The sequence below is a fragment of the Streptomyces sp. NPDC030840 genome (assembly GCF_055572015.1).
On record NZ_JBVIEE010000019.1, the window covers coordinates 20758 to 44006 of the forward strand.

Sequence of the window (23249 nt, forward strand, 5' to 3'; positions counted from 1 at the left end):
CACCGCGTCCTACTTCGCGACGCGTTCGCCTCAACCATCGCGGCCGACCGCCCCGCGAACCCGCCGATCCGCCGCTGCGTCCAGCCGACCCGGGACAGCCCGTACACGAACCGGGCGCGCCAGCACATCCGCCAGCAACTCCGGCGCCCGGCCCGGCGCGCACTAGGCTCTGCGGCGGGGGAAAGTTCCTCTGCACATGATCACTCACCGCGGATCAGGAGCCGTTCCGTACTAGGCCGTGTATCGAAAGTGGATCTTGAGCAGTGAATGATCACGGTTCATGGCACGGGGAGATCTCACGGACGAACAGTGGGCGGTGTTGGAGCCGTTGTTGCCGAAGGGGATGAAGGCGGGGCGGCCGCCCGTCTGGCCCCGACGGCAGCTGATCGACGGCATACGGTTCCGGGTTCGGGACAGGGGTTCCGTGGAGGGACGTACCCGTCGACTACGGGCCGTGGGGCCGGATCTACGACCTGTTCCGCCGATGGCAGCGGGACGGCACCGGGCGGCCGCGCTGGCGGCGTTCATCAACCTGCGGGTCCTCAACCCCGAGCACGAGCACTGGCGGCGCGGCATCGAAGCCGCTGTCATCTACGCCCGCGAGCACGGGGACCTCAAGGTGCCGTTCACCTACCGCGTGCCCGAGGGCCAGGAGGCGGAAGCCGAAGGGTGGCCGGCCTCCCTCGCCGCGTTTCCGCTGGGGCAATGGATCGCCGACGCGAGGCGGTTCTACGCCCGCGGGGACATGGATGAGGACCGCGTCGCGCAGCTGGAGCGGCTCGGCATGGTGTGGTCGCACTTCGATGTCGCGTGGGAGGAGGGCCTGGCTGCCGTTCGAGGGTGGGCCGCCGTACACGGGCACGCGCTCGCCCCGCTCGATGCCACATACCAGGGGGCCAAGGTCGGGGTCTTTCTGAAAAATGCCAGGGCCGCCGCGCGGAAGGCTGCTGAGATCGAGCAGCGGCGTGCCGAGGGGCTGCCGGTTCAGTCGTCGGCCGGCGCCTTGTCGGAGGAGCGCCGCGAGCAGCTGGAGGAGATCGACCCGTCGTGGTGCCCGGCCTGGCCGGTGGAGTGGCAGCGCGCTTTCCACCTGACCCGGCTACACCTGGAGGAGGGCGGCGAACTGCCCACCGAGCCGGGCGTCGTCGTACGCCAGGGCGAGGACCTCGGACGGTGGGTCAAGGCCGTGCGCTTCGGCTTCGACAAGCTCACCGGCGTCCAGCAGTGGATGTGTGAGCAGATCCTCGGCATCGAACCCGCGACCGATGCCGAGAAGCCGCGCCCGCGCCGTACGCAGGCCGACAAGTGGGCGATGAACTTCGCGGCCGCCAAGCAGTTCTACGAGCGCGAGGGGCACCATCGAGTGCCGAGGCAGCATGTCGAGCGGATCGTCATCGGCGAAGGAGACGGCGACAGCGGCGAGGACCAGGAGGAACGAGAGCTCCGTCTCGGGGCCTGGATCGGGAATCAGCGGAGCAGGGCCGCGACGCTGTCGCCCGAGCGCGTGGAAAAGCTGTCCGCGATCGGCATGCGCTGGACATAGCAGCCACCACGGTTGAGCTTGCGAAGCAGAACTACTCATAGCCCTGCTACTCACCGCTAAGCGGGGTGTCTAGTTCTTTTTAGGGGGAAACTTCGCGACTGACATGAATGAAGTTAAGGTTCACTCATTACATGTGATCGACGTCACGCCTCAGAGTGGTCTATCTGTGCTGCAAGGGTGCTCGAGGCAGCTTGCATTGACACCTGCAATGGCGTGTGACCTGGGGTGAAAGCCCGCCATCTTTGCCCATCCCGGAGCCTCGATGGCGGGCCTCACTCCGACGCACCTGAACGCGTCTTGCTAATACCTTGCCGGAATCACCGATTCCGAAGGGCATATGTGACTCACGTCACAGTAAAAAATTACTTTACGTAGCTAGCCGATAGCGCTGTGTAATAAGTATGACTATCCGTCTAGCGTTCACACACGGTCCGTGCTGGACGGATAGGCAGCCGACCGGCGAAGATGCGCTCAATGTCGTGAGCGCAGCCCATCCCACATGCACCACCTGCCGCGCCGAACGACGACGGAGTCGTCGAGACCCGCCCCGGGCCTCACTCCACGCACCTGAAATGCAGGAAGTGCCATGACGCGTCGTCCCCCGAAGGACCAGTCCGCCGTTCCCAAGACCGGTAGGTCCTCTTCATCCCGTTCCAAGAAGGATCGGCACCAGAAGGTCACCCCCGCGCGGAAGCAAGAGCGCCGCGCGGGTGACCGGGCAAAGCCGGTCCAGCCCTCCGTCCCGGAGCAGGCCGTCCCGGACCGGCCGGCTACGCAGGAGCCGCCGGCCGTCACCAAGCCGGTACCGGCACTCCCCCAGCCCGCCGCACAGGGCGCACCGTTGATGCGCTCCCGGCTGTTCGCCCGTCTCGTCGGCGCGGCCATGACCGGCATCTCGCTGCTGCCCGGCACGGAGTCGCTCCACCCCGGCCTGCGGTGCGCCGCGATCGTGATCCTCGTCTTCGATGTCCTGTGCGAGACCATCGGTCAGTTCCTGGCCGTGGCGAAGGCCATCCGCAAGGCGGTCAAGGTCGAGCCCTTCAAGGCCCGCGCGGACCACAACGGTCACCTGACGTTCGACGCCCGGGTCGTGCTGCGCTCGATGCCGCCCCTGCCCAAACTCCGCATCACCGGGCGGATTCTCAGCGGCGGGCTGCTCGCCGCCCAGTGGCTGAACGATCTGCAGTCGCTCCAGACCGAACTGCTCGTCGTGGTCCTCTCGGTGCTGCTGTTCGACGGGGTCACCCAGATCGGCACCGAGATCCGCTCGCGCTGGGAGCGCTGGCTGGATGACATCAGGTCGCGAACTGACACGAACGACGAGGTCTGATGAGCTCCACCACGCACTACGGCCTCCCCTCGCACACCAGCGAGGGGAGGCCGCCCCATGCCGACAGACAGGCTGCTATGGACGAACGGGCCACGATGTTCGAGGAGTTCGTCGCCAGCGCCTATCCGAAGCTGACACGGATAGCGAGAGTGCGGGTGCCGGCCTGGACGGCGGAGGACCTCGTCGCCGAGACGTTCGAGGTCATGTACACAAAGTGGCGCGAGGTACTCGCCGACCCCACCCCGCCCTTCCGATACGCCTGCGGCGTCCTGCGCAACAAGGTCGTCAACTCCCGGCGGCACACCAGCCGTGAAGTGCTCCCAAGCTCCGCCGACCTACTCGACCTCATAGAGCCCCAACTGGAGGAATCCGCCGAACAGACTGCCGTCCGCAATATCCAGATGGACACCCTCACCGCATCCATCAAATCAGCCCTGACACAACGCGAACAACAGACACTCGTGCTGCACTACATCCACAGCCTCACCACGGCCGAGATCGCCGAGATGCTGGACATCAACCCCGCCACCGTGCGCGCCCAACTCAAACACAGCCGCCAAAAACTCAAGCGCAGCATGAAACTCAGCTCCACTCTCCACGACGACTGATCTCCAACGAAGCACCGTCAACAACGCGGCGGCGCCTCGCTCTCGGACGTCAGGCGACGCTGAACCCCGGGGCGGTCGACGTGCCGATGTTCACCACAGCTCCCGTCGCGCTGGCCGGCGCGCATCCCAAGGTCGACTGGGAGCAGTTGCGCGAAGGCGCAGGAAGCTGCCGCAGCGTGATCTCCGCGGCCGGGGCGAGTGGAGCAGCGCAAGCTGTGTGCGCCGCGGCAACCCGCTGGGAAATTGAGCCTGTTGTGATCACCAGTTACGGAGGCAGTGTGAGCCAGCAGGCGGAACAGCTGTGGAACCCCGGGGTGAGCGCGCTATCTCCCGTTTCTCCACGGCGCGTTACCGGCATAATCGGCGCCGGTCGCCGATGCCAGGACAGGAGCCCGTATGGTCAACGACCCGAGTAACCCTGGCCCGTCCATAGACGCCGTCCCGACCCGCTACGGCGACACCACGTTCCGATCCCGACTCGAAGCCGACTGGGCCGCGACCCTCGACAGTAACGGCATCAAGTGGCAGTACGAGCCCGAGTCGATCACTCTGGACTCGGGCGCCCTTTACGTTCCTGATTTCTGGCTGCCTGAGCTCGGCATCTGGATAGAGGTCAAAGGTCCAGGCGTACCGCGCGCCGAGAAGACGAAGGAACTGGCGCGGACCCGGGCATGCCACTGCGCGGCCACCTGCACCTGCCAGTGGCCCGGCGGCGAGTTCGTCCTCATCGGCAGGCCGGCCCTGGCGTCCGACTGGACTGAGACGGGCTACCGGCCTCGCAGCGGATACGCGAACTGGGAGACTCCCTTCGGGCCATCCACGTACTTCGTGAAGTGCCCCACGTGCGCTCGAGCCCAGTGGATCACCCTACGGCGCCCGTGGCACTGCCGCGCCTGCCGTTCACTGCTGGAGAAGGAGCAGGTACACAGGCCCGTCGACCGGTTCGTTCGGTTCATCGAGACGACCACCGGCGTGGGCTCCTTCTTTGCGATGCCCGACTTGGGCGAGCCGTTCACCGACGCGGAACTCGGCCTTGCTGAGGATGCGGAAGACGATTATCTGTGACCGGCGTGACCACTGTCTCCGGCCATGCCCTGGGGGGTTCTCGAACACGAAGCGAGGCGTCCCAGAAACTGCCCGCGAAGCGGCGGCCGCCATTGCTCCGAGCGGGCGGCTGCTAACGAGCTCGTGCACGGTAGGCGGTGAGACGTCGAGGGCGTCGGTGGGGCTCGGGGTTCACATGGGCCGTGCCTGGACCGTTTCTGGCAGGCATTTCTCCGGCGCTTCGACCTGGAGCACACCTTCCGCTTCGCGAAACAGACCCTCGGCTGGACCACCCCGAAACTCCGTACTCCCGAGGCTGCGGACCGCTGGACCTGGCTCCTGATCGTCGCCCACACCCAGCTCCGGCTCGCCCGGCCACTCGCCGAAAACCTCCGCCGGCCCTGGGAGAAACCCGCCACCCTCTACCGGCTCACCCCGGCCCGGGTCCGACGGGGGTTCAGGAACATCCGCGTCCACCTCGCCTGCCCGACCCGTGTTCCCAAACCCAGAGGCGCAGGCCCCGGACGGCCACCCGGCGCCAAGAACAAACACCGGGCACCCCGCTACGACGTCGGCAAGACCGTCAAACGCCCCGAGACCCTCAAGGCCATCGGCAAGCCTGGAAGATCTTGGTAGATAAAGAACAAGCTCAGAAGCTGTGTCGGGTCCTGACATGACAAGTCCGCCCGGTGCTGGGCCGATGCCGCCAGGTTGAGCGGGATGCTGATCACATCCCGGACAAGGTGTTCCTGATCGCGTTGATGCGTGTTCCAGGGATGCTCGTCCGCTTGTCACAAGTGGGACAAGTCGGCTCTGGGGCGGAAGCGCGATGGCGATGATGGGTGGGTGGCAGGACTCGGGGGGCGCCGTCGGCGGCGCAACTGGCAGCTGATCGGGGCGGTGTTCACCCTGCTGATCGTGGTCAGCAGCGTGTATGCGGTGCGGCAGATCCTCCATGGCGGTAACCAACCGGCCGACACCGCAGGCCTGCTGGGCCTCCCCTTGGGCGTGACCGGGCTAGTGGTCGCGGTCGTGGCGCTGCGCAAGCCAATCGAGGGCAACGACGCCGAACGCGCCCGTGGTTGGGCCGCGACCCTGGCCGGCCAGGTCGAGGCCGGGGAGAGTGCGGTGTGGCGGCAGCTGCTGGGTGACGACACCCGACGTATCAACCTCGCCTACATCCTGCACCCTTCGGCGGTAAGGCGCCCGGCCGCCGCCCCGGCGGCCGGGCGCCTTACCGCCGACGGCCCGGCAACGCTGCCGGACATCGTCACCTACTATCGCTCCACCCGGCCGCTGCGCCTGGTCATCACCGGCGGCGCCGGAGCCGGCAAGACCGTCCTGGCCTTGGAGCTCCTGCTGGCCCTCATAGACGGTCGCAGCGAGGACGCCCCCGTCCCCGTCCGCATCCCGCTGTCACGGTGGGACACCGAACGCCAGTCCCTGCCCGAGCTGCTGGAACAGCGGCTGGCCGATGCCTACGACTGGCCAGCGGACCTGGCCGCCGGCATGGTCCGCCACCACCTGGTACTGCCGGTCCTAGACGGCCTGGACGAGATGGACCCCCCGGCCCCCGACGGCACCCCCGACCCCGCCGCGCCCCGCGCCACCGCCGTCGTGCGCGCCCTCAACGCCTACCAGCAAGGCCGTGACGCCGGGCCACTCATCCTGACCTGTCGCACCCGGCACTACGACGCCCTGAGCGCGCACACCGAAGTCCTGGACGCCGCCCGCATCGCCGTCGCCCCCGTCGACACCGCCGACGCCCGGGACTACCTCACCGGACGCGCACTCGACGCGGCCCGCTGGCGGCCCCTCACCGACCACCTCACCGACCACCCCGGCGGGCCCCTGGCGACCGTACTGTCCACCCCCTGGCGGCTCTGCCTGACCGCCACCGTCTACCACCACCACGGCGAACCCGCCGAACTCCTAACCCTCCCCGGCCCTGACGCCCTGGACCGCCACCTTTTGGCTCGCTACATCCCCGCCGCCACCCGCATCGCCCCCAACCCCCGCGGCTACACACCACAGGACGTCCACCGCTGGCTCCACCACCTCACCACCCACCTCGGCACCACCACCCCCCAAGCCACAGCCACTACAGGCACGGAAACCACCGACCTCGTCCTGCACGAACTGTGGCCCCTCGCCGGACGCACCCGCGTCCGCATAACCGACGGCGTCCTCACCACCCTCACCGTCCTCACCACCCTTCCCCTCGCCTGGACAACCCCCCAGTGGAGGACAACAGCCGTGCTCGCCGGCGTGATCGGCACGTTTGCCGTTCTGGCTGGAACAGTCACCGCCCTCACGACCGGCAGACCCGGTCGTCTGAACAACCCGTTCAGAACCCCTCAAGCACGCAAAAACCTCGTGTACGGGCTCGTGGTCGGGCTCGTGTACGGGCTCGTGGTCGGGCTCGCGTTCGGGCTCGCGTTCGGGCTCGTGTACGGGCTCGTGCTCGGGCTCGCGTTCGGGCTCATGGTCGGGCTCATCGTCGGGTTCGAGCGGGAACCGGGCACGAGCCTCGGAGCCCGGGCCACCATCAGCAGCGACGCCCTGTACGGGCTCACGGTCCGGCTCACGTGCGGGCTCACGGGCGGGCTCGCGGCCGCGCTCACCGTCGGGCTCACGGCTGGGCTCGCTTTCGGGCTCGCGGCCGCGCTCGCGTTCGGCACGCAGGTTTCGAACCGGTATGTGGCGTTCCTGATCTGCTCCCGCCGACGCCTGCCGTTCCGGCTCGGCCTGTTCCTGGACTGGGCCGTCACCGCAGGACTCATGCGCTACAGCGGGCCCGCCTACCAGTACCGCCACCGTGAACTCCAGCACTGGCTACGCCAGCACCCCGAGCCTCCAGCCGTGCCCTAACGACGCAGCCGTTCGGAGGCCCACACGACAAAACTGTCGGGACCGGGCATCCGTGCGGGAAGGCGTCGCCACGACGCTTCTCCGAACGGAGCCCTCAGCACTCCCACCTGACCTCGCCGCCCTGAACTGCGAAAAGAGGATGTGAAACAGCTTCTCAGCTTGTCTTTTAACCCGCTGCCTCCTGAGGCCGGGGGTCAGAGTGTCGGTGACCGGTGGTACCTGTAGGGCGTGAAAGATATGACTGCGGGTGCGATAGCCCTCCTGCGCGAAACCTTTCCAGCGGAGGTCCGCCACTGCCCTTTGGGCTGGGAGGCGGTTCGGGCATGGGAGCGCAGGCATGGCGTGGTGTTGCCTGAGCCGTATCGCACCTTCATGGCCGAGATCGCGAACGGTACAGACGACGGTCCGCCTGACGAGGGTGGTCTGCTGCCCGTGGGAGAGAAACCAGACAGCTGGGCCGTCTGGGAAGCGGACTGCTGGATGAGCCCGGAGCCGTTCGATGGCACCACCGTACGCATGCCCGGTCAGCCATTCCCGCTCGAGGAAGAATGGCAGTGGGAGTACGACTACTACGACCACACCCGGCACTCAACTCTGTTGCACCAGACCTATCAGCACGGCTCTGTGCTGCTGGGCAGCGACAGGCCCGGCGAGTACTGGACGCTGGTGGTGACCGGGCCGCAACGCGGTCGGGTGTGGTGGCTCAGAGACGGATGCGCCGCACCCTATGCCAGCTCCCCGTCCGATCAGTCTGAGGGCGATTTCCTGCACTGGGTGAGGGACTGGCATGTCGGACAGGGCTGGTGGCGGGCCGAGTAGCACCATCTCAGACCGCGGCCTCGACCACTCGAATGGTCCCTCGAACTTGATCGTCACAACGGCAACTGCCGGACGGCGAGGCGGCCTTCGCTTGATGCTGAGCTCCGACGCGAGACGCAGGACAGGCGAGGGCCGGGGTGGGTTTGCTGCATCAAGACGGAGAGGGAAAGCCGTTCGGGGTGGCGTCACGCTACCGGGACGACCTATTCGACTGCCTGACCGCACGCGGGGGCGAACTGTTCGAGCTGGTGGACGCGTTGCTGTGTGCGGACGGGCCGGTGAGGGCGCCGGTAGACCTGACGCTGGTGGCTGAGCACCGGCGCGGGCACGGCGCCATGTATGACGCGCTGAACAGCGGGAACATCGATGTCCCCCGGCTGCGGCAGGTGCTGGCCGGCCTGCCCATGCCGCAGGCCGGCGACGGGCGCCTGGTCCTCGCGGTCGACATCAGTCACTGGCTCCGCCCGGACGCCCCGACCAGCCCGGACCGCCTCTTCTGCCACGTCTACGGCCGCAGCGGCCGGTCCTCGGACCAGTTCATACCCGGCTGGCCGTACTCGTTCGTCGCCGCCCTGGAATCGGGCCGGACGTCCTGGTGCCAGCTCCTGGACGCCGTCCGCCTCGGTCCGGACGACGACGTCGCCGAGGTCACTGCTGCCCAGGTCCGCCGGGTGATCGTGGACCTGATCGAGATGGGCCGGTGGCACGTCGGCGACCGCGACATCCTGGTCATCTTCGACGCCGGATACGACGCCCCGCGCATGGCTCACCTCCTGGCCGGGCTGCCGGTGGAGGTCCTTGGGCGAATGCGCACGGACCGGGTGATGCGCAAGCCGGTCCTAGTGCCGTGGATCTCCCCGCCGCAGGGCGGGCGCCCGCCGAAGCACGGCAAGGAGTTCCGCTTCACCAAGCCTGAGACCTGGGGCGAGCCCGACCGCGGCGGCAGTCCAGGTCACCGACCGGTACGGCGCCGCCCGAGCAATGGCCTGGGACCGCATCTACCCCCGGCTGACCACTCGCTCCGCCTGGATCGACCACACAGGCGACCTCCCCATCATCGAGGGCACCTTGATCCGTCTCCAGGTCGACCGCCTGCCCGGCGGCAACGACCCGCTGCCCGTCTGGCTGTGGTCCTCCGCCACCGGCCTGACCGGCGAGAGCGTCGACGTGCGCTGGCAGGCGTTCCTGAGGAGGTTCGACCTGGAGCACACCTTCCGGCTGATGAAGCAAACCCTCGGATGGACCCGACCGAAGCTCCGCACCCCCGAAGCCGGCGACCGCTGGACGTGGCTCGTAATCGCCGCCCACACCCAACTCCGGCTCACCCGCGAAGCCGCGGCGGATCTCCGCCGCCCTTGGGAGAGGCCAGCCGAGCCCGCACGGCTCACCCCGGCCCGTGTCCGCCGAGGGTTTCGGAACATCCGCCAACACCTGCACTGTCCGGCCCGTGCGCCGAAACCTTCAACACCCGGCCCAGGAAGGCCACTTGGCTCCAAGAATCGCCGTCCCACGACCCGCTATGACGTCGGGAAGACGACCAGACGACCCGAGAGCATCATTGAGCGCGACAGCCTCAGAGGTTAAAAAACAAGCTCAGTGCCTGTGCCACATCCCGGTTTTGACGGTGCGTTGAGCCATACGCTGGCGGGTTCCGCTGGGCCGTGGACCGTTTCGCTGGAGGGCCCGTACGCAGGGCGACGGCGGTGCAAAAGCTCGTCGAACCGGATGAACGGAAGGAAACGGCATGACTGGGGGCCAGATCAATATCGACCCGGCGGAGATCGAGGAAGCGGCGGCCTGGTTGCGCAACCAGAAGGAGATGATGCAGCAGAGCCTTCAGGAGACCGACTCCAAGATGGCCGACGTCGTCGCGGCCGCCTACAGCACCCCTGGCTCCGAGACGAAGTTCAAGCCGTACTGGGACGAGTACAACACCGGCACCAAGCAGGCCATCGAGGGCCTGGAGGGCGTCAGCGAGTTCCTGAAGGCGGTTGCCCAGGCGTTCGTCAGCACTGACACGAGGCCGGCCATCGACTGAGCGACCGGGCCAGTCGTTGGTCTTCCAGGCTGGCGGAGATCAGGCGATTCGCGGTGCGGTAGACGGGGGAGGCAGCAGAGGCTGCCGGACGGACCGGTGGCATGGGGAGGTGTACGGATGCCCGCAAAGAGCGTGTGGGGCGATTACGCGGAGAGCAGGGCGGACACAGCGGCTGGCCGGGAGGGTGAGGAGAAGCAGACCGACGCCATCGGGGAGGGGCTGGCCGCTGTCGCTTACGCCCTGCTCGATGTGGCCCACGCGATTCGCGAGCACACCGAAGCCAGCCGGTAAGCCAACTCAAGCCAGGGAGCTCCTCGTCGACACGACCGCCAACCTTGAGGGGTCGCGGCGAGCGCATGGGCCAGCCGCCCTCGATGACGGACGAACAGGGGGTTGGGGATGGACGCGAGCGAAGCGCCCAAGCGTGCCGAGGGGTACGAGAAGATGGCTCTCATCTGGGCGAAGAGGGCGCAGGAGGGGCAGGCGGGCGCAGCCCAGTTGGCGCAGACGTACGCCTCGCTGGCGATGTCCGCGCGAATGCAACACATGCAGTGGCGCCTGCGGGTCCATGGTGACCAGCTGGCAGACGTGAAGAAGTCGATGGACATGCTCCGCCGCAAGCTGCCCGAACGGTGATGCCGTTGCCGGGGGCTGGGCGTGTCAGCCTTGGCGCCCGGTGCCCGGTTCGGGGTGGCAGGCATCGCAGGATCTGGCCCAGCCCTCCCGGACGAACACACGAGCCTGGGCGTCGTCGGCCGGCACGAGGCGCCCTTCAGCGGCCCAGCAGTCAGGGCGATGCAGGACGACAGCGCGTTCCTTCGGGTTGTCGTGGGGCAAGGCCTGCAACACCCAGCCCGCGGTACCGGCGCGTTCGGTGGGGACCTGGCCGTAGTCCTCGCCGTCGACGAACCGGACGGCCGTAGCGGGCACCCGGATGGCCACCTCGTACCACCAGCGTCGCTCAGCGTCCTGATGCCTGGCGTAGAGGCGCCCCGGCACGGTGCGCCCGCCGGCAAGGGTGACGGTGACACGCGGACCACGCTGATCGGACATGCGTTCGATAGTACGGGCCGGCCGCTGCCGTTCCCGCCCCGCTGTCCCACCGCCTCGTCGGCGGGCCCGCCGACGAGGCGGGCCTGGCGCGGGCGGCGGCGCCGACGCGCAACACCGGCGAGCCATCACACGCAGGCCTGCACCGGCGGCCGCCAGGAGCAGGCCCCGGCTGTGAGCTGGCATCTACGCCAGACAGGACATCCGATGTCCGACCGCTGTTCTCCCCTTCTCTTGGCCACCCGTGCCGGTCGTGCGCCGTCGGCGCCTCCAGCTCACGATCAGCGGCCATATGCGAACACACCCACGGCAGCGGCTTCTGCGTTCGAGGCGAAAGGTGGCGGAACCTGGCATGAGGCCGTTTTCGGTTATCAAGTCCTGACATGTGACACCCGCCACAACGCAGGCTACCGGCGGGGCATCGGGAGCTAGGCGAAGAGCCGAGTATGGCGGTCTTCGCCCTGGTGAGCGCCGCCGCGTCGCCTTTCAGCGGCCAACGACTGAAACCCGCTGCCCGACGATGTGTAATCGAACGGATTCATTCGGTGAGAATCCTGGTTCGTCGGATGCACGATCGCGCTCTGTGGCGCGCCATCACAGGCAGAGGGCGCGACCGGCGTGCCTCCCGGGCCACTCAGAAGGCCCGACAAGTCCACCGGAGGGACGAAGGACAGTGTCCTTTCAGCTACTTGATGAGGTGATCCTCGCAGTGCTCGCTGTGCGGGTGCTGGGCCGCGACGTGGCGCTGCTGTTGCGCCGTGCCGCGGCGGCTGGGGTGCGGGTGGGGGTCAGCGAGCTGCGCCGCAACGACCACGAGGACGGGCAGGCGTGAGGCGGGACGTTCCGGAACCCCCAGCCGGCGCCATGCCGATGACCAAGCTGCCGTTGGACTTCGAAGCATTCCACCGGATGCACCGCCCGGCGTACGTGAGGTGGGCGAAAACGTACCTGAACAACAAGGCCGATGCCGAGGAAGCGGTCGACTGCGCCTTCGAGCAGTTGCTCATAGCCTGGCCGGAGGTTCTGACGAAGGAGAACCCGACGGCCTACGCCTGGCAGGTGATGAAGAACCGCACGATCGATGCCGCCCGGGCCCGGGGCCGTCGTGAAGCCCTGGTCGACACGGCGGCCTTCGAGACCGCCGCGCTGCGCGAGGCGGTCGATCCCATCGGGCAGCTGGAGGAGAGCATCAACCTCTTCCAGGCGATCGATTCCCTGCCCGAGCGGCAGCGGGACGTCGTGGTGCTGCTTTACAGCCACGAGCACTCCGTCCGCGAGGCCGCCGACCACCTCGGTATCACCCCCGCGGCGGTGCGCTCCACCGCCCGCTACGCACGACGCCGCCTGCAGGAAATCCTGGGGCTGGCCAAGGAAGGACAGGCCGATGACATCGCACATTGACCAGCTGCTGGCCCGAACCCGGCTGGTCAACGAGCCCTACACCCCCCAGGAAATCAACGCCGCGGCCGAACGCATCGCCGCCCGCGCAGCCGCCCGACGCGCCCAGCCACCTGCCCCGGAACAGCCCCACCCCGCGCCCGACGGGCCACAGGATGTTGCAGCCCAGGATCTGCGCACGCTGTGCGAGACAGCCATCATGAGCAGCGGGGCCCTGATGAGCCTGAAGCGCTTCGTCGCCTGCTCGCTGCCGGAGCCTCCCGGAGCGCGGGTGCTGGGATGCATCCTGCAGCTGACCGAACAGGAGGACTCCGCACGGTTTTGGTGGCAGTACGCCGCCGGCGCCGGAGACAGCCCCGCCACCTACTGCCTGTACCTGCACCACATGGCACACGGCGAGGAGCCCGAAGCCGAGTGGTGGCACACCCAGGCAGCCGAAGCCACCGCCCGGTCAGAAGCCGAACCACAGGAACTCGCCGCCACCCTGCGCGTGCTGCGAGGCCTGAAGGACTCCTGCGAGCCGGTCCTGGACCTGGCCACCAGGACCGCGCAGGTCGGCGCAGTCCTCAACTACGTCCCAGCAGCCGTGTCCTACGTCGACGACGATCTGGAGTTGCCCCTGCCCGATGCCGACTTCACCGACCGCATCACCACCTTGACCACACCGCCCCTCGCCGAATCCCGCCACCCCCGACCACAGCACTCAACTCCCCTGCCTGAGCACCGCACCCGTCCCACCACATCCTTATGCACCGCGGCCGCCCGCCCCACCGGACCCGCCTTCCAGAAGTCCGCAATCCCCACAACGCCACCCCGGTGGACGTGGAACGACAGCGCAGGAGCATTCGGCTACGAGCAACGCACCGGCGCAGGACACGTCACCGCAGAAGCCCACCGCCAACACGCGATGCGCAAGTACTGGCAACACTGCGAGAAGTGCGCCGACTGCGACCCGGCCGGCACACCCTGCCCAGCTCACAAAGCACTGTGCCCATGACCACCCTGACCGCAGGGCGGTGCCCTATCCACACCCCCCTCCCTCACTTTCTTCAGGGCCTTGGGCGTAGAGGGGCAGCAACGGGGATGTCGGGCACCCGACCACCCCCGCGCACGCGTGGTGACCTGCTGCTTCAGCCTGCTGGTGCCTGCAGGATGCGGACAGTTGTCGGCGGGGTTGTCGGGCGGGTTTCCGGGCTGGTTGTCGGCGGTGTTGTCGCATCGTGACCGTGGTCGGCCCCTCATGGTCGGTCCTCTGGTCGGGGCTGGCCGCTGGGCTGGCCGGTACACGCGGCGCCGTACAGGGGTGCCGCACCGTACGGGAGACGAGGCACCCGGCAACGACGAACGTCGACGCGGCCGGGGGCGACCGGCTGGCGCTGGCGGTGCTCACGCAGTACCGCATGGCCACCATCGAACAGATACACCTCCTGCTGACGCCTCACGTGCGCATCGAGCAGACGAAGCGTCGGCTGAGCAAGCTGCGCACCGAGGGCCTCATCGACCGCGTCACCCTGCCGCAGGCCGGACGAACCCGCCTCTGGTTCCCCACCGGATACGGCGTCCAGGTCGCCTCCGGGTGGCCGGAGCTCCGGGACCGGCGGCCACCGAGGACGGCGTCCGACCGAACCGCCGTACGACTGCGCGCCGGCCAAGGGCTGACGGTCACCGAGACCGCGCTCGCCTTCGTCCAGGACGCCCGCCGCCGCAGCGACCTGCGCCGCCCCCCCCTGGACTGGATCCCGGAGGTCTACCACCCCCTCGGCAGCGGCGAGGCCGTCATCCCCGACGCCCTGATGTACTACCGGCCCTGTTGAAGGCAGGTCAGTTCCTCACGGACGAGTTCGGCCACCGACTGGCGGCTGCGTCCCGCGTCCCGGGACGCAGCGGCTGTGGCCGATCGCGGACCGTCGGCTTTTCCGCGGCGGCCATCAGCACGCCTCCGTTCCAGCGGCCGCCTTGGATACGGCTTGATGCGTAGCATGTTCAGTCGACGACCCTAGAGTTGACGGGTCACCGACATACATGCTGGGGGGCATCACATGCAGGGCGCGGAGGACCAGGGCGCAGGTCTCGATGAGCGCACCCTTCCCTTCTGGGTCGAGGTCACTGACGAGGACGACCACGCCGACCATGACTCGATGGGGCTGTTCAGCCGCAGTGGGGACGCGGTGCTCCGCTCCGTCCCGCTTGGCCCGCTGCGTCAGAATCTCGCCGAGGCCGTGGACGCCCTACAAGCGGTCTTCGCTGATGTCGCGGCCCGCGGCGGTACCCTGCCACTGGCCGAGGCACAACTGTCCTTCCAGGTCACCGCGACCGGCGGCGTCCAGCTCATCGGCACCGGCCAAATACAGGGCACGCGCGGCCTCACCCTGACCTTCAAGCGCCCGTAGGCGCTGTGCTGAGAGAGTCATGCCACAGCACCGCGCCCTGCTGATCGGGGCCAGCAACTACGACATGCGGGGGATCCACTCGCTCCCCTTCATCCCCGCTGACCTTGCACGTCTTGGCGCGGCCCTCCGCCGCCGAGGCTTCGAGGACGTGCAGGTGCTTTCCCAACGGGAGGGTGGCAAACAGCTCGGGGCCAACTTCATCAACGGCTGCGTCGCCGGATTCCTGCGCCGTGCCGGCCGGGGCGACACACTGGTGATCGTCCTCAGTGGCCATGGTGTGCACGCTGCGGGCCGGGACTACCTCGTTCCCGAGGACATCCACGAGGACACCCATCCCTTCGAGTCCGGATGCGTGCCCATCGACTGGGGTCGAGACCTGGACGAGACACCCGCTGACCACGTTGTCTTCCTCATCGATGCCTGCCGGGAGGGCATCGAGGTGGCCTCGATGAGTGTGGCGGGCGTGACGCAGTGGGGACGGCAGAAGACCGACGCAGCCTTACGGCGGAAGGTGGCGTACGTCTACGGCTGTTCCCCCGCCCAGCTCTCCCTCTACGTACGCGATCACGAGACCGTGGCCGACGGCATTCAGTGCGGCACGACGCCCAGCGAGTCGTTCAGCATCTTCTCCCGCGCGGTGTCGGACGTCATCGACTCCCACCAGGGCGCGCTGACGCTGGACGCCTTCCGGGAAGCGGCTCAGGAACGGGTGTCCTTACTGCATCAGGCATACAGAAAGCGGGGCAACCCGCAACTGCTGCGTACGATCACCGACATCCCACACAACGCCTTCACCTTCCTCCCGGCAGCGGCTGGCCACCACGGGGCCGCCACAGTAGCCACCAAACCTCCCGTTACCGAGGACCCCGCAACGCCACCTCGGAGTACGCCGCCGTCTCAGAGCATGTCGCCGTCTCAGAGCACGTCGCCGTCCCCGCAATTCGGTCCCAGGCCGCAGCCGGCACCGAACCAGGCCGCCGAACAAGACCGCCTCATCCCACCAGCTCCGTCGCACGCCGCCGCCCTCAGCCGTGGCCAGGCCGCAAGACCGGTGGACCTCCCGCCCCGGCTGCGCGAATCTACCCCCGGGCCCCGGCACCTGATATCCCGTCGCCGGGCTCTGCTCGGCCTGGCAGGCACTGCCCTCACCGCAGGAGCCGGTCTCACCGGCTGGAAAGTACTCACCTTCTTCACCACGGACTACGGCCCCAAGCTTCCAAACGAGCCCTCAAAGAGCCCCAGCGCATCCTACGAACCGAACCCCACCGGCCCCGGCTCACAAGTCTGGAAGTTCCGCACCGGCGACACGGTGATGTCTCCGGCGGTGGCCGACGGGGTGGTCTACGCCGGCAGCTGGGACGGGAAGCTGTACGCGGTGGACGCCACAACCGGCAAGAAACTCTGGTCCTTCCCCGCCGACGGTGACGAAAACGCGTTCTCATCTCCGACAGTGGCCGGCGGGGTGGTCTACGCCGGCAGCGAGAACGGGAAGCTGTACGCGGTGGACGCCACAACCGGCAAGAAACTCTGGTCCTTCCCCACTGGCGACTACGTGGGCTCGTCTCCGGCGGTGGCCGACGGGGTGGTCTACGCCGGCAGCGAGAACGGGAAGCTGTACGCGGTGGACGCCACAACCGGCAAGAAACTCTGGTCCTTCTCCACCGGCGGCGACGTGGGCTCGTCTCCGGCGGTGGCCGGTGAGGTGGTCTACTTCGGCAGCTGGGACCAGAACCTGTATGCGGTGGATACCAGAACCGGCAAGAAACTCTGGTCCTTCCCCACCGGCGACTCTGTGGACTCGTCTCCGACGGTGGTCGGCGGGGTGGTCTACTTCGGCAGCCGGGACGACAACCTATATGCGGTGGACGCCACAACCGGCAAGAAACTCTGGTCCTTCCCCACCGGCGGCGGCGTCGATGCGTCCCCAACCGTGACCGGAGGGGTGCTCTACGCCCACAGCAGCGACCAGAACCTGTATGCGGTGGATACCCGAACCCGCAAGAAACGCTGGTCCTTCCGCACCGGCGGCGACGACCACAACGCATACTCGTCTCCGGCAGTGGCGGGCGGCGTGGTCTACGTCGGTAGCGACGACCAGAACCTGTATGCGGTGGACACCAGAACCGGCAAGAAACTCTGGTCCTTCCCCACCGGCGACCAGGTGTACGCGTCCCCAGCCGTGGCCGGAGAGGTGGTCTACATCGGCAGCTGGGACGGGAACCTGTATGCGGTGCAGACATGACAGCAGATATCCATCAGGGCGACTCCAACGTGGGTACGGCGGGCCGTCGACGGCAGCGTGAAGAACCTGCCCGCCGCGATCCGTGACCGCGGAAGCTCGATCCGCAACAACTCAGATCGCACCGCCCGCGTGTACGAGAAACGCAACTACAGCGGCCACTGGGTGTGCGTCACCTCCAGCGGCGGCTCCATCCACGACCTGCGCGGCTACAACCTCAACGCCCAGACCCGCTCGCTGAAAATCAACCGCAACGACTGCGGCTGACCCTCCCTCACTCACCGATCCCAGCACCCGATTCCTTCGCAGCGGTCAGCCCCGCCCGGCGGGCATCACCGGGCGGGGCTGATCGGCATGTGCGGTCGTGAAGGGCGGTCGCCTGCGCGGCGAAAGGCTCTGCAGGGCTTCAGCCGAACGATCTTCCCTGCAGGCGATAGGTGAGGCCCGGGGACACTGTCCCCTCCACAACCACACTCCTCCCAACACAGTCGGCCAGGTATTCCGACGCCGCACCAGCGAGCACGTGACCGCAGCACGCCGGTTCATGGCCCTGGCGCGCACCGTGGGACCTGTGCGCGTCCTGGCCCGGCCCCACGCGCCCTCCAGGGTCAGGGGACGGGGTTGACGGTGACGTCGGTGTCGGGGCACTCCTCGGCAATACGGCGCATGGCCGCCCTGCCGCCGGTGCCGCTGCGGACCAGGATGTGCGGCGCAGCGTCACCACGTCACACAGACCTACCGCCAACGCAACATCGTTGAGCGATGCTTCAACCGGCTCAAGGGCTTCCGCGGCATCGCCACTCGATACGAAAAGACCGCCACCTCCTACGAAGCGGCGGTCACACTCGCGTCACTCCTGCTCTGGGCGAGATCCGTTTGAAGACGGGCCTAGTTCCGGTCGCACTTCGTTATCGATGCCGGTTGTTGGACAACCGGGCCCGAACGTCGACACGCCGGGCCGGAGCCGAGTTTTGGTGTCCAACAAGGGTGTTCAACAACAGAGGGCGTCCAGAGACGCCCTGGGGCCCTTTTCTGTACGGTGCCGTGCATGACGACTACCGCTGAGTGGGCGGACGCTGACAGCCCGCTGGAAGCCTTCCCCGCGAACTCCTCCGGTGCCCAGGTCGGGTACGGGCGCGTGTCCTCGAAGGGACAACGGCTCGATCGGCAGATTGCGGCGCTGGAGGCGGCCGGCTGCGTGCGGATCTTCACCGACAAGAAGTCGGGCAAGAACGCGGAGCGCGAGGAACTGTGGAAGTGCCTCGACTACCTCCGGCCCGGCGACACCCTGGTGGTGCCCTCCCTCGACCGGCTCGGCCGCTCGATCCAAGACCTGATCTCGATCGTCGCCGGGCTACGCCAGCGGGGCATCGGCTTCCAGTCGCTGCACGAGGCGCTGGACACCACCACACCTGGCGGCCGCCTGGTCTTCCACGTGTTCGCGGCACTCGCAGAGTTCATCCGGGAACTGATCGTGCAGGGCACTCACGAGGGCCTGGCGGCGGCCCGTGCGCGCGGCGAGCGCATCGGGCGGCCGCCGGCCATGACGGCAGAGCAGATCCGGCACGCTCGCGCGCTGCTCGCGCAGCCGGACAACACCATCACGTCGATTGCGAAGCTGCTCGGCGTCTCCCGCACGACGCTGTACAAGTACGTGCCCGAACTGAGCGTTGGCCGCGATGCACTCGTTCCGGGAGACCAGGGCCCGGCCCTACCGGGGCCCCGGTGACCATGTGGCACATCCCCTCCGACTCCTCCCGGCTACCGGATCAGGGAGCGCAACACGGGGACGCTGGCGCCCCCGCCCGTCAACCCGGCAAGGATGGCGCCTGCCACTGGGCTGCCGCTGAGGAAGGCAAGACCTCCGCCCACACAGCCGATGAACAGCGCTGCCAGGAGCACCACCGTGGTGTGCACCGTAAGGAACGGGGGCTCGTCCGCTGAGGAGGCAGCGGGGCGATGTCCTAGGCGTGAGGTACGTTCGTTCATGGGTCTCCTGTCTCGATCACGGCGGTGGGATCCGACGCCAGGCGAGAGGGAGATCCAGCGGGTGGCGGCAGCTGTAGGAGGCGGGCCGCGCCCAAGGATCTCCCTTCGTCGTGCGAAGGGTTGGCGCAGCCTCGAATCTAAGGCACGGGACTGACACTGGCGGCTCGCCGGGGTGCAGTGTGCGCTCAACTCAGCGCAGGAGAGGGCGAATTATGGGCACGCCACTGACAATGAGGCAGCTAGGAGCGAAAGCCGCAGCTCAGCGGGCAAGTGCAGCATTTAGCTTGGCGTACAGGGGCGCCGTTCAGTTCTGCCTGCGCGTGACGGACGTCACGATGTCGGCGTGTCGTGTCTATGCGCGCAAGTCTCGCCTACGCCTTGACCAGTAGCAGCTTCCTGGCGGTTGCCGAGACGTAGGTCTTGTACTCGCCGCCCTTGGCCACGATGTTCGTGCCGCACTCGATGCTGTCTTTCTTCGCCCGCCTGTTCTTCATACGGTTCGTGAGGTCGGCGACCTGGCTGTAGATGGAGCGGCGCTCGGCCATCAGCGCAGATCTTGCGGTCGGCGTGCATGACGGTCGTATTGAAGATGCGGCAGAGCTCCTCCTGCGTCGACTCCTTGCCCGTCGGGAACTGGATGTCGTCGACTAGCGGGATGTCCATCTCCCTCTACCGCTTGCGGAAGGTGTCGTCCTTGCCGTCCCGGACGGAGTCGATGAACTCGTCGGTGAACTCCTCGAAGTTCATGTAGCACACGTGCGCTCGCTGATCAGTTCGGTGCCGTCACTGTTACCGGCATACGCGAGGGCCCCAGTGCGCTCTGGGGCCCGAAGACGGGGAGCTTATCCGGAGTCCAGCACTTGCCGGGCCGCAACCGGCGTGCGGGTCCAGGCCGTCCTGTCGATCGTGAGACTCTCCCTGCCCCGGCGCCGGGCCGAACGGCGCGGCCTGCGCCTCTGGCACGTCTGGATCGTCCTCCCTCTGGCCTTCGTCACCGCGATCGGCATCGCCGCCGGCGTGTTCCTCGCCGGGTGGGACCTGCTCGGTGCCCGGGAGCTCAAGCCCGAGCACCGCATCGACTCCAAGACGCTCTTCGACCTGGTGAAGCTCTCCTTCGGTGTGGTCGCCGGGGCTGGCGCCTTGGTCGCCCTGGTGGTGGCCTACCGACGCCAGCGGGTCGACGAGGACGCCGCCCTGCGCGAGGCGACCCGCCTGCACACCGAGCGCTTCACCACGGCCGTCTCTCAGCTCGGCGACGAATCCGCCGCGGTCCGCCTCGGCGGAGTGCACGCCCTGGCCGGACTCGCCGACGACGCCCCCACCCGAGAACTCCGCCAGACCTGCATCGACGTGCTGTGCGCCTACCTCCGCCTGCCGTACACCGCCGAGTCCGAGCTGCCAGCCGACAACGCGGACACCCGGCATGCCTACCTGGCGCTGCGAGAGGTCCGGCACACGGTCGTCCGGGTCATCCGCGACCACCTCCGCCAATCCCACCCGCATCCGCGCTCCTGGCAGGGGCACGACTTCGACTTCACCGGCGTCGTGTTCGACGGCGGGGACTTCGTCGGCGCGGAGTTCACCGGCGGCACGGTCGACTTCCGCCACTCGGAGTTCACCGACGGCACGGTCGACTTCCACGCCGCGGAGTTCACCGGCGGCACAGTCACCTTCCTCGACGCGGAGTTCACCGGCGGCACGGTCGACTTTTCGCGTGCTTCCGGTGTGGCCCCGAATGGCCTGCCGCCGAGCGGGGCTCCTCTGCCAGCCGGGCTGAGCCTGCCTCCCGCCTGGTAGCTGACCCAGAGGATGGCGTCACTGTTACCGGCGTTCCACCGACACGTGATCTGAGGCTCTCCCTGCCCCGGCGCCGGGTGCGCGGCTCGCGCCCCTGCAGGCCCGGTCTCCTGCGCGGTCTGACTCAGGGGACGGGGTTGACGGTGACGTCAGTGTCGGGGCACTCAGCGGCGATCCGACGCATAGCCGCCTGCTCCGCCGGGTCGACGGTCAGTTCCCACGCGAGTTTGATGGCCACCTGGTCGGACAGGTAGCGGCACCGTTGGGAGGGATTGTCGGGCACGATCCAGGTGGTGACGTCCTGGTCGGACTTCTGCCGGTTGGAGCGCTGGCTGACCACCACCAGGTGGCGGTCGTCGCCCAGGTAGTTGGCGTACTCGACGCGGCGCTGTCGGGTCCACTGGGAGGCGCCGGAGTCCCAGGCCTCAGCGAGCGGCACCGCGTGGTCGATGTCGGTCTTGGTGACATCGGTGTTGTCGTACCAGGAGTACCAGAGGCCTCCGGTGAGGGTGCAGCGCCCGGTCACCGTCGGCGGCTCGACCGCCTCGGTAAGCAATACCTCGGCTCGGGTGTTGCAGCCGTCGCGGTCGGCGTCGATCCAGCCGCCGAAGGACTGCTCACGGTCGTAGCCGGCGCGGTCCTCCGCCGCGACAACGAGCGTGTTCACCGCATTGGTCAGCGGCAGGGTGTAGGAAGGCGCCGCGGGGACGGCGGCCTGGGCGGGCGTGGTGTTGAGGGTGGGCAGGACAGCGAGAGCGACAGCCACGAGGGCGCGCACAACGGTCTTGATCACCCATCCTTGATAACCGCCGCCACCCAGGCCGCACGGCTGAGCAGCCGCAGAATCACCCGGCCGTGCACAACAGTCGTACTGGCGAAACGAAACGCCTGGCAGGCACACCCCGGTCCGCGGCCGTCACCGCGGTCAACCTGCTACAGCCAGGGTCGGTGAGGGCTGCGCCGCCGTGACGCGTCGCTCCATCCGCAGCTCTGGTCCTCCGGTGGAGTGAACTGGCGGGGCAACCTGCCGATCCAGCCCCTCGACCCCAGTATCTGTAGCTGTGTGATCAAAAACGTGATGCGTGCCGCGGCGGTCGCCGCCCTGGCCCTCTGTCCGATGGCTGTTCCGGCCTCCGCTTCCAGCACGCCCAGCCTGGCGCCAGCCGCGATCGACTGCCCTTCCGGCTACGTGTGCATCTACCCCGAGATCAACTTCGGCGGTCAGCCGTGGGTACGGCGTGCCGTGGACGGCAGCGTGAAGGACCTGCCGTCCGTGATCCGTGACCGCGGCAGCTCGATCCACAACAACTCCGACCGCACCGCCCGCGTGTACGAGAAGCGCGACTACAGCGGCCGGTGGGTGTGCGTCACCTCCAGCGGCGGCTCCATCCACGACCTGCGCGGCTACAACCTCAACGACCAGACCCGCTCCCTGAAAATCAACCGCAACGACTGCGGTTGAGCGCCCTGCAACTGGCACACCAGTACGGATCTGGCAGGTGTCCCCCGTGCAAGTGGCGCACCGTCTGAGCCACCTTGGCCGACGCGGACAGCCCGCGTCGGCCAAGGTGGCTCAGGGCACCAGGGCTACAGCTCCCCCGGCTCAGTTGTGGTAGCGGATGTAGCCGTCGCGGTCGGGGTCGGATCCGCTCTTGGTGTAGGAGTGCACGTCTGCCCGGCTGCCGGAGGGCTTGTACAGGTAGATGGTGTCCTTGTCGTTGTTCCACAGGAAGTTGCAGTTGTCGCGGTAGACCACGTTGTACCTGTCGGAGTCGGTGCCGTGACCTCCACGGAGCTTGATGTAGTCACCGGGCTGCAGGTAGTGGTTGGCGGTGAAGGTGAAGCGGTTGCCGGTAGCATCCTTGACGACGTAGCCCTTGAGGTTGACGGTCGCCGTGGACGAGTAGTTCTTGATCGTCAGGTATTCCTCGTCGGTGTTACCGGAGGAGCAGCTGTTGGAGTCCCGGCCTGGTGCGTCGTACTGCACCCCGCGGACCTTGAGCGCCGAGCTGTACTCAGCGGCCTGAGCCGACACAGCGGGAACCAGGGCGGCCACAGCCCCCGTGGTGACGGCTACGGCCTGGATGGAACGCTTACGCAAGGGATGCTCCTCCACAGTGGAACGAACGGTGC

At 67.8% G+C, this 23249-nt stretch carries 24 protein-coding genes and 4 pseudogenes; 24 read left to right on the top strand and 4 right to left on the bottom strand.

All coding sequences use genetic code 11. The features are described from left to right. Positions 1 to 280: 280 nt before the first annotated feature. The 12 genes and pseudogenes from ACZ49J_RS32115 to ACZ49J_RS32170 all read left to right on the top strand — a co-directional run. Positions 281 to 503: pseudogene (locus tag ACZ49J_RS32115) on the top strand (transposase); the annotation flags it as partial. Beyond that, entirely contained in the window at positions 485 to 1543 is a 1059-nt protein-coding gene (locus tag ACZ49J_RS32120) for a helicase associated domain-containing protein (RefSeq protein WP_467454258.1), read from the top strand. The pseudogene ACZ49J_RS32115 and the gene ACZ49J_RS32120, both read left to right, overlap by 19 nt. Positions 1544 to 2387: 844 nt before the next feature. Continuing rightward, positions 2388 to 2873 (top strand): hypothetical protein, encoded by a 486-nt coding sequence (locus tag ACZ49J_RS32125; protein ID WP_467454257.1) that lies wholly within the window; start codon positions 2388 to 2390, stop codon positions 2871 to 2873. Beyond that, positions 2873 to 3481, top strand: coding sequence for an RNA polymerase sigma factor (locus tag ACZ49J_RS32130; RefSeq protein ID WP_467454256.1), 609 nt, complete (start codon positions 2873 to 2875; stop codon positions 3479 to 3481). The genes ACZ49J_RS32125 and ACZ49J_RS32130 overlap by 1 nt, the downstream gene beginning before the upstream one ends. 396 nt (positions 3482 to 3877) lie before the next feature. Further along, positions 3878 to 4546 carry a PDDEXK family nuclease gene (locus ACZ49J_RS32135; RefSeq protein ID WP_467454254.1) on the top strand — a complete coding sequence of 223 codons (669 nt, stop codon included), beginning with the start codon at positions 3878 to 3880 and terminating at the stop codon, positions 4544 to 4546. Positions 4547 to 4735: 189 nt separating this feature from the next. Next, positions 4736 to 5161: pseudogene (locus ACZ49J_RS32140) on the top strand (NF041680 family putative transposase); the annotation flags it as partial. A gap of 210 nt (positions 5162 to 5371) precedes the next feature. Beyond that, entirely contained in the window at positions 5372 to 7396 is a 2025-nt protein-coding gene (locus ACZ49J_RS32145) for an NACHT domain-containing protein (protein WP_467454252.1), read from the top strand. A 237-nt stretch (positions 7397 to 7633) separates the two neighbouring features. Further along, the gene (locus tag ACZ49J_RS32150) at positions 7634 to 8215 is read left to right on the top strand and encodes an SMI1/KNR4 family protein (RefSeq protein ID WP_467454290.1); all 582 of its coding nucleotides are present in this window, start codon (positions 7634 to 7636) and stop codon (positions 8213 to 8215) included. Between the two features lie 143 nt (positions 8216 to 8358). Continuing rightward, a pseudogene (locus ACZ49J_RS32155) lies at positions 8359 to 9799 on the top strand (NF041680 family putative transposase). A gap of 160 nt (positions 9800 to 9959) precedes the next feature. Next, positions 9960 to 10253 carry a WXG100 family type VII secretion target gene (locus tag ACZ49J_RS32160; protein WP_467454251.1) on the top strand — a complete coding sequence of 98 codons (294 nt, stop codon included), beginning with the start codon at positions 9960 to 9962 and terminating at the stop codon, positions 10251 to 10253. Between the two features lie 117 nt (positions 10254 to 10370). After that, entirely contained in the window at positions 10371 to 10544 is a 174-nt protein-coding gene (locus ACZ49J_RS32165; protein ID WP_467454250.1) for a hypothetical protein, read from the top strand. Positions 10545 to 10652: 108 nt separating this feature from the next. Beyond that, the gene (locus tag ACZ49J_RS32170; protein ID WP_467454248.1) at positions 10653 to 10889 is read left to right on the top strand and encodes a hypothetical protein; all 237 of its coding nucleotides are present in this window, start codon (positions 10653 to 10655) and stop codon (positions 10887 to 10889) included. Between the two features lie 24 nt (positions 10890 to 10913). Here ACZ49J_RS32170 and ACZ49J_RS32175 read toward each other — a convergent pair whose 3' ends face one another. Further along, positions 10914 to 11306 carry a DUF6233 domain-containing protein gene (locus ACZ49J_RS32175; RefSeq protein WP_467454247.1) on the bottom strand — a complete coding sequence of 131 codons (393 nt, stop codon included), beginning with the start codon at positions 11304 to 11306 and terminating at the stop codon, positions 10914 to 10916. 694 nt (positions 11307 to 12000) lie between these two features. Between ACZ49J_RS32175 and ACZ49J_RS32180 the strand changes: the two genes are divergently transcribed. From ACZ49J_RS32180 to ACZ49J_RS32220, 9 genes and pseudogenes are all read left to right on the top strand, one after another. Beyond that, positions 12001 to 12135, top strand: a complete 135-nt coding sequence (locus tag ACZ49J_RS32180; RefSeq protein ID WP_467454246.1) for a hypothetical protein — start codon at positions 12001 to 12003, stop codon at positions 12133 to 12135. A gap of 32 nt (positions 12136 to 12167) precedes the next feature. Beyond that, positions 12168 to 12704: a sigma-70 family RNA polymerase sigma factor gene (locus tag ACZ49J_RS32185; protein WP_467454245.1), complete on the top strand. Its 537-nt coding sequence runs from the start codon at positions 12168 to 12170 to the stop codon at positions 12702 to 12704. Further along, a complete protein-coding gene (locus tag ACZ49J_RS32190) occupies positions 12688 to 13698 on the top strand; it encodes a hypothetical protein (RefSeq protein WP_467454244.1) in 1011 nt (336 codons plus the stop codon). The genes ACZ49J_RS32185 and ACZ49J_RS32190 overlap by 17 nt, the downstream gene beginning before the upstream one ends. A 223-nt stretch (positions 13699 to 13921) precedes the next feature. Next, the gene (locus ACZ49J_RS32195; protein ID WP_467454242.1) at positions 13922 to 14515 is read left to right on the top strand and encodes a replication-relaxation family protein; all 594 of its coding nucleotides are present in this window, start codon (positions 13922 to 13924) and stop codon (positions 14513 to 14515) included. A gap of 225 nt (positions 14516 to 14740) precedes the next feature. Then, on the top strand, positions 14741 to 15091 hold the full coding sequence (locus tag ACZ49J_RS32200) for a Pepco domain-containing protein (protein ID WP_467454241.1): 351 nt from the start codon (positions 14741 to 14743) through the stop codon (positions 15089 to 15091). Between the two features lie 19 nt (positions 15092 to 15110). Beyond that, a complete protein-coding gene (locus ACZ49J_RS32205) occupies positions 15111 to 17333 on the top strand; it encodes an outer membrane protein assembly factor BamB family protein (protein ID WP_467454240.1) in 2223 nt (740 codons plus the stop codon). 57 nt (positions 17334 to 17390) lie between these two features. After that, on the top strand, positions 17391 to 17597 hold the full coding sequence (locus tag ACZ49J_RS32210) for a peptidase inhibitor family I36 protein (RefSeq protein ID WP_467454239.1): 207 nt from the start codon (positions 17391 to 17393) through the stop codon (positions 17595 to 17597). 469 nt (positions 17598 to 18066) lie between these two features. After that, positions 18067 to 18195: pseudogene (locus ACZ49J_RS32215) on the top strand (transposase); the annotation flags it as partial. A gap of 183 nt (positions 18196 to 18378) precedes the next feature. Then, the gene (locus ACZ49J_RS32220; protein ID WP_467454238.1) at positions 18379 to 19059 is read left to right on the top strand and encodes a recombinase family protein; all 681 of its coding nucleotides are present in this window, start codon (positions 18379 to 18381) and stop codon (positions 19057 to 19059) included. A gap of 590 nt (positions 19060 to 19649) precedes the next feature. On the opposite strand, the gene ACZ49J_RS32225 is transcribed toward ACZ49J_RS32220, so the two are convergent. Further along, on the bottom strand, positions 19650 to 19976 hold the full coding sequence (locus ACZ49J_RS32225; protein WP_468351226.1) for a DnaA ATPase domain-containing protein: 327 nt from the start codon (positions 19974 to 19976) through the stop codon (positions 19650 to 19652). Here ACZ49J_RS32225 and ACZ49J_RS32230 point away from each other — a divergent pair. Together ACZ49J_RS32230 and ACZ49J_RS32235 are read left to right on the top strand one after the other, a co-directional pair. Next, positions 19891 to 20070: a hypothetical protein gene (locus ACZ49J_RS32230; protein WP_467454296.1), complete on the top strand. Its 180-nt coding sequence runs from the start codon at positions 19891 to 19893 to the stop codon at positions 20068 to 20070. The genes ACZ49J_RS32225 and ACZ49J_RS32230 overlap by 86 nt on opposite strands. Positions 20071 to 20225: 155 nt before the next feature. Further along, complete coding sequence (locus ACZ49J_RS32235) at positions 20226 to 21116, top strand: pentapeptide repeat-containing protein (RefSeq protein ID WP_467454237.1); 891 nt, start codon at positions 20226 to 20228, stop codon at positions 21114 to 21116. Positions 21117 to 21240: 124 nt separating this feature from the next. Here the strand turns inward: ACZ49J_RS32235 and ACZ49J_RS32240 are convergent, their stop codons facing one another. Further along, entirely contained in the window at positions 21241 to 21909 is a 669-nt protein-coding gene (locus tag ACZ49J_RS32240) for an HNH endonuclease family protein (RefSeq protein WP_467454236.1), read from the bottom strand. 285 nt (positions 21910 to 22194) lie between these two features. Here ACZ49J_RS32240 and ACZ49J_RS32245 point away from each other — a divergent pair, with 285 nt between their 5' ends. Next, a complete protein-coding gene (locus tag ACZ49J_RS32245; protein ID WP_467454235.1) occupies positions 22195 to 22578 on the top strand; it encodes a peptidase inhibitor family I36 protein in 384 nt (127 codons plus the stop codon). 141 nt (positions 22579 to 22719) lie between these two features. On the opposite strand, the gene ACZ49J_RS32250 is transcribed toward ACZ49J_RS32245, so the two are convergent. Beyond that, positions 22720 to 23217, bottom strand: a complete 498-nt coding sequence (locus tag ACZ49J_RS32250) for a lamin tail domain-containing protein (protein ID WP_467454233.1) — start codon at positions 23215 to 23217, stop codon at positions 22720 to 22722. Positions 23218 to 23249 lie beyond the last annotated feature (32 nt).

Bases quoted from the DNA above. Each gene is read 5' to 3' on its own strand.
- ACZ49J_RS32120 (WP_467454258.1), top strand. From the start codon at position 485: ATGGCAGCGGGACGGCACCGGGCGGCCGCGCTGGCGGCGTTCATCAAC.
- ACZ49J_RS32125 (WP_467454257.1), top strand. From the start codon at position 2,388: ATGCGCTCCCGGCTGTTCGCCCGTCTCGTCGGCGCGGCCATGACCGGC.
- ACZ49J_RS32130 (WP_467454256.1), top strand. From the start codon at position 2,873: ATGAGCTCCACCACGCACTACGGCCTCCCCTCGCACACCAGCGAGGGG.
- ACZ49J_RS32135 (WP_467454254.1), top strand. From the start codon at position 3,878: ATGGTCAACGACCCGAGTAACCCTGGCCCGTCCATAGACGCCGTCCCG.
- ACZ49J_RS32150 (WP_467454290.1), top strand. From the start codon at position 7,634: ATGACTGCGGGTGCGATAGCCCTCCTGCGCGAAACCTTTCCAGCGGAG.
- ACZ49J_RS32160 (WP_467454251.1), top strand. From the start codon at position 9,960: ATGACTGGGGGCCAGATCAATATCGACCCGGCGGAGATCGAGGAAGCG.
- ACZ49J_RS32165 (WP_467454250.1), top strand. From the start codon at position 10,371: ATGCCCGCAAAGAGCGTGTGGGGCGATTACGCGGAGAGCAGGGCGGAC.
- ACZ49J_RS32170 (WP_467454248.1), top strand. From the start codon at position 10,653: ATGGACGCGAGCGAAGCGCCCAAGCGTGCCGAGGGGTACGAGAAGATG.
- ACZ49J_RS32175 (WP_467454247.1), bottom strand. From the start codon at position 11,306: ATGTCCGATCAGCGTGGTCCGCGTGTCACCGTCACCCTTGCCGGCGGG.
- ACZ49J_RS32185 (WP_467454245.1), top strand. From the start codon at position 12,168: ATGCCGATGACCAAGCTGCCGTTGGACTTCGAAGCATTCCACCGGATG.
- ACZ49J_RS32190 (WP_467454244.1), top strand. From the start codon at position 12,688: ATGACATCGCACATTGACCAGCTGCTGGCCCGAACCCGGCTGGTCAAC.
- ACZ49J_RS32200 (WP_467454241.1), top strand. From the start codon at position 14,741: ATGCAGGGCGCGGAGGACCAGGGCGCAGGTCTCGATGAGCGCACCCTT.
- ACZ49J_RS32205 (WP_467454240.1), top strand. From the start codon at position 15,111: ATGCCACAGCACCGCGCCCTGCTGATCGGGGCCAGCAACTACGACATG.
- ACZ49J_RS32220 (WP_467454238.1), top strand. From the start codon at position 18,379: ATGACGACTACCGCTGAGTGGGCGGACGCTGACAGCCCGCTGGAAGCC.
- ACZ49J_RS32230 (WP_467454296.1), top strand. From the start codon at position 19,891: ATGACGGTCGTATTGAAGATGCGGCAGAGCTCCTCCTGCGTCGACTCC.
- ACZ49J_RS32245 (WP_467454235.1), top strand. From the start codon at position 22,195: ATGCGTGCCGCGGCGGTCGCCGCCCTGGCCCTCTGTCCGATGGCTGTT.